This is a genomic window from Streptomyces sp. NPDC057743, assembly GCF_042798755.1.
GTDB lineage: Bacteria > Actinomycetota > Actinomycetes > Streptomycetales > Streptomycetaceae > Streptomyces.
Window position 1 is genome coordinate 1 of sequence record NZ_JBHVJX010000103.1, and the last position, 3,110, is coordinate 3,110.

2 protein-coding genes and 1 pseudogene are annotated in these 3,110 nt (G+C 68.4%); all 3 read right to left on the bottom strand.

Annotated features, from left to right (window positions below; genetic code table 11):
* Nucleotides 1-515 (bottom strand): annotated as a pseudogene (locus ACFVFQ_RS38520) (2,3-diaminopropionate biosynthesis protein SbnB); the annotation flags it as partial.
* A complete protein-coding gene (locus tag ACFVFQ_RS38525; RefSeq protein ID WP_383425365.1) occupies nucleotides 512-1,516 on the bottom strand; it encodes a TauD/TfdA family dioxygenase in 1,005 nt (334 codons plus the stop codon). The gene ACFVFQ_RS38525 and the pseudogene ACFVFQ_RS38520, both read right to left, overlap by 4 nt.
* 144 nt (nucleotides 1,517-1,660) lie before the next feature.
* Nucleotides 1,661-3,110: thioesterase domain-containing protein (locus ACFVFQ_RS38530; RefSeq protein ID WP_383425367.1), on the bottom strand; the 1,450-nt coding region annotated here is incomplete at its 5' end.

The following is a 3,110-nucleotide window of genomic DNA, read 5'->3' on the forward strand; positions in this document are numbered from 1 at the left end:
GTGAGGAAGGTGTGGATGTAGCGGGCGATGAGTCCGGTGCCGAAGAAGCCGATGGTGCGGGGGCGGGTGCGGGTGCGGGTGAGGTGGTCGGCGGCCAGGGTGGCGGAGGCTGCGGTGCGGGTGGCGCTGATGATGGAGCTTTCCAGGCAGGCGAAGGGGTAGCCGGTGTCGTGGTTGTTGAGGATGAGGACGGCGGAGGCGCGGGGGATGCCGGCTTCGATGTTGGTGGGGAAGCTGGAGATCCATTTGAGGCCGTCGACGGGGGTGGTGCCGCCGAGGGAGGCGGGTAGGGCGATGATGCGGGAGGTGGGGCGGTCGGGGAAGCGGAGGAAGTAGGAGGGTGGGTTGATGGTGTCGCCGGTGCCGTGGAGGCGGTAGGTGGCCTCGATCAGGTCGACGATGTGGTGGGCGTGGCCGTGCAGGACCTGTTGGACTTGGGCGCCGGAGATGACGGCGAAGGTGGGGGTGGTGGGTTCGGTGGGTTGGGTGGTGTGGGTGGGGTGGAGGGTGGTCATGGGGTGGTCACCTCGATGGTGGGTGAGCAGTCGGTTGCTGGTGTGGGGTTGGCCAGGCCGACGAGGATGTTGCGGGTTCCGGTGAAGGGTTCTCTGCTGTGTGCGGTGCGGATGTTGTCGACCAGCAACAGGTCGCCCTCGTGCCAGGGTTCGCGGACGGTGTGGGTGGCGTAGGTGGTGTTGAGGAGGTCGATGACGTCTTCTTCGATGGGCTCGCCGTTGCCGTAGGCGGTGTTGAAGGGCAGGGCTTCGGTGCCGTAGGTGTCGACGAGGTATTCGCGGATTTCGGGTGCCAGGGTCCACTGGTTGAGGAAGGCGATCTGGTTGAACCAGCAGCGTTGGCCGGTGCGGGGGTGGGTCAGGATGGCGCTGCGGCGTTGGCGGGTGCGCAGGCTGCCGTCCGGTTGCCAGGCATAGCTGAGGGCGTTGGCTTGGCAGTAGGCTTCGATTTTCTGGTGGTCGTCGGTGCCGAAGGCTTCGAGGGTGGAGGCGCCGATCTCGTCGTTGTAGCTGCGGGTCAGCAGCCATCCCTGCCGCTCGAAGCGTTTGACCAACCGCCGCGGCAGGGCCCGTAGTACGGCGGTGGCGTCGGCGACCGCGGTTGCCCCGCCGTCGGTGGGGGCGGTGTGGCAGGCGAAGAGCATCAGGCCGGGGAAGGTGGTGGTGTAGCTGAGTTCGTGGTGCATGCACATCGGCTGGTTCTGCGGCCACTTCGACGACGAGTACACCCCCGGCGCGTAACGCTCCCGGGGCGCGAAACTCTCCCGCTCCGCCATCAAGTCATCGGACAACGCCCGGAACGTGGCCGCCGTCCTGTCCGTGTCACCCAGACCCAGACCACGGACCAGGACACAGCCGTGCTCACGGAGGGTGGCGTACAAGGCGTCTCGGTGTTGGCCAGCCCAGTGCGCGGGGTCGTGGCCGGGGTCTGCCAGCAGCGTCGGTGGCTTGCCGGGTTGCAAGGACACGTCGAGCGGGGTCGTTGAAGGGGGCGAGAACATTCGGGTGCCTTTCTCGGGTGCCGACTGATGGATGCCTGGCGGGGTGGTGCGGTGCCACCTCGGCCTTCTGCGGTGGTCTTCTCCGGTCCTCTTTCGCGTGGCGTGGTGTGTGGTGTTGCGTGTGGTGTTGCGTGTGACTCAGGTTCACGAACGGGTTGGTGCCGTAACGATGGACAGGACGGTCCGGGCCGCCTCGGTGGGGCGCGTGCGTGGGAAGTAGTGGCCGCCGTCGGGAATCCGGTGCAGCTCCACGTGGTCGGCCAGCAGCCGCCAGTCATGGAGCCGGTGGGTCCCCTCGACGGTGAACGCGTCGTCATCGGCCAGCACCAGGGTGACTGGCGCGGTGAGCTTGGTGGTGGGTGGGTGCTCCAGGACATCGGCGAAGTAGCGGTGCGCGGCCACACAGTCATGCCGGTAGGCGGCACCGACACGCTCGGCTCGCCGGGCGTCGATCTCGCTCAGGGCGAGCGCATCGCCGTCCACGGTCAGTTCCTTGACGATTTCCGCGTCGCTACGGGCGAGCAGGGCCTGGGCGGCGGCGCGCCGGTCGGCCGCGTCACCGAGCAACTGGGCGCCGACGAAGACCCGTTGGACGTGCACCTGGTGTTCCCGCCCCGGCTTCTGCCCCGGCCCCTGTCCCTGCTCTTGGAGCAGCTGCGCGGTCGCCACCGCATGCGCCGCCCCTGCCGCGTGCCCCCACAACACCACCTCGCCCAGGCCGCGTCCGGCGATCTCGTCGGCGGCCTGCCTGGCTACCTCTTCCAACGGCGCGAACGGTGTCTGGTCGTCGGCCGGGTCGTGTCCGGGCAGTTCCACGGCGTGCACCGCGAACCCGGCGGCCCGCAGTGTCTGGGCCATCGCCTGGAAGGCCACGGCACTACCGCCCGCGAAGGGGAAGCAGACCAGGTGAGCGACGGGTTCGCCCGCCGGCTCGGCGAGCGTCTGCAACAACCTGACCCCACCCCCGTCCCCGCCCCGGCCCCTGTCCTCGTCCGACTCCCGGCGCCCATCGAGCAGTTCGGCCAAGTCGGCCAACACCGGGTGACTGGTGAGGTCCTTGAGAGAAACGGCCCGATCAAGGGCGATCACCAACTTCAGCGCCGAGAGCGAGGTGCCGCCCCGACCGAAGAAGTGGTCTTGCCGCCCGATCTGGTCCACCGGGACGCCGAGGACCTCCGCCCATGCCTGGGCCAGTCGCTGCTCGGTGGGGGTGTCCGGCTCACGATGGTCATCGCCGCGGGTTTCCGCCTGGTCGGCAAGCTGGACGAGCGTCTTCTTGTCGATCTTGCTGTTGGCGGTCAACGGCAGCCGCTCCAGCCAGTGGAAGGTGGTCGGCACCATGTACGAGGGCAGCGACTCCCCCAACCGCACTCGGAGCGCTTCGTTCTCCAGGGGTTGTGGGCCGCTGTAGAAGGCCACCAACCGCTTGCCCTGCCCCTCCCCACCAGCCACCACCACCGCACCATCACGCACACCAGCCACCCGCAACAACGCGTTCTCAATCTCCCCGATCTCGATCCGGAACCCCCGCACCTTCACCTGCGCATCCCGCCGCCCCAAAAACTCCAACTTCCCACCAGGCAACCACCGCCCA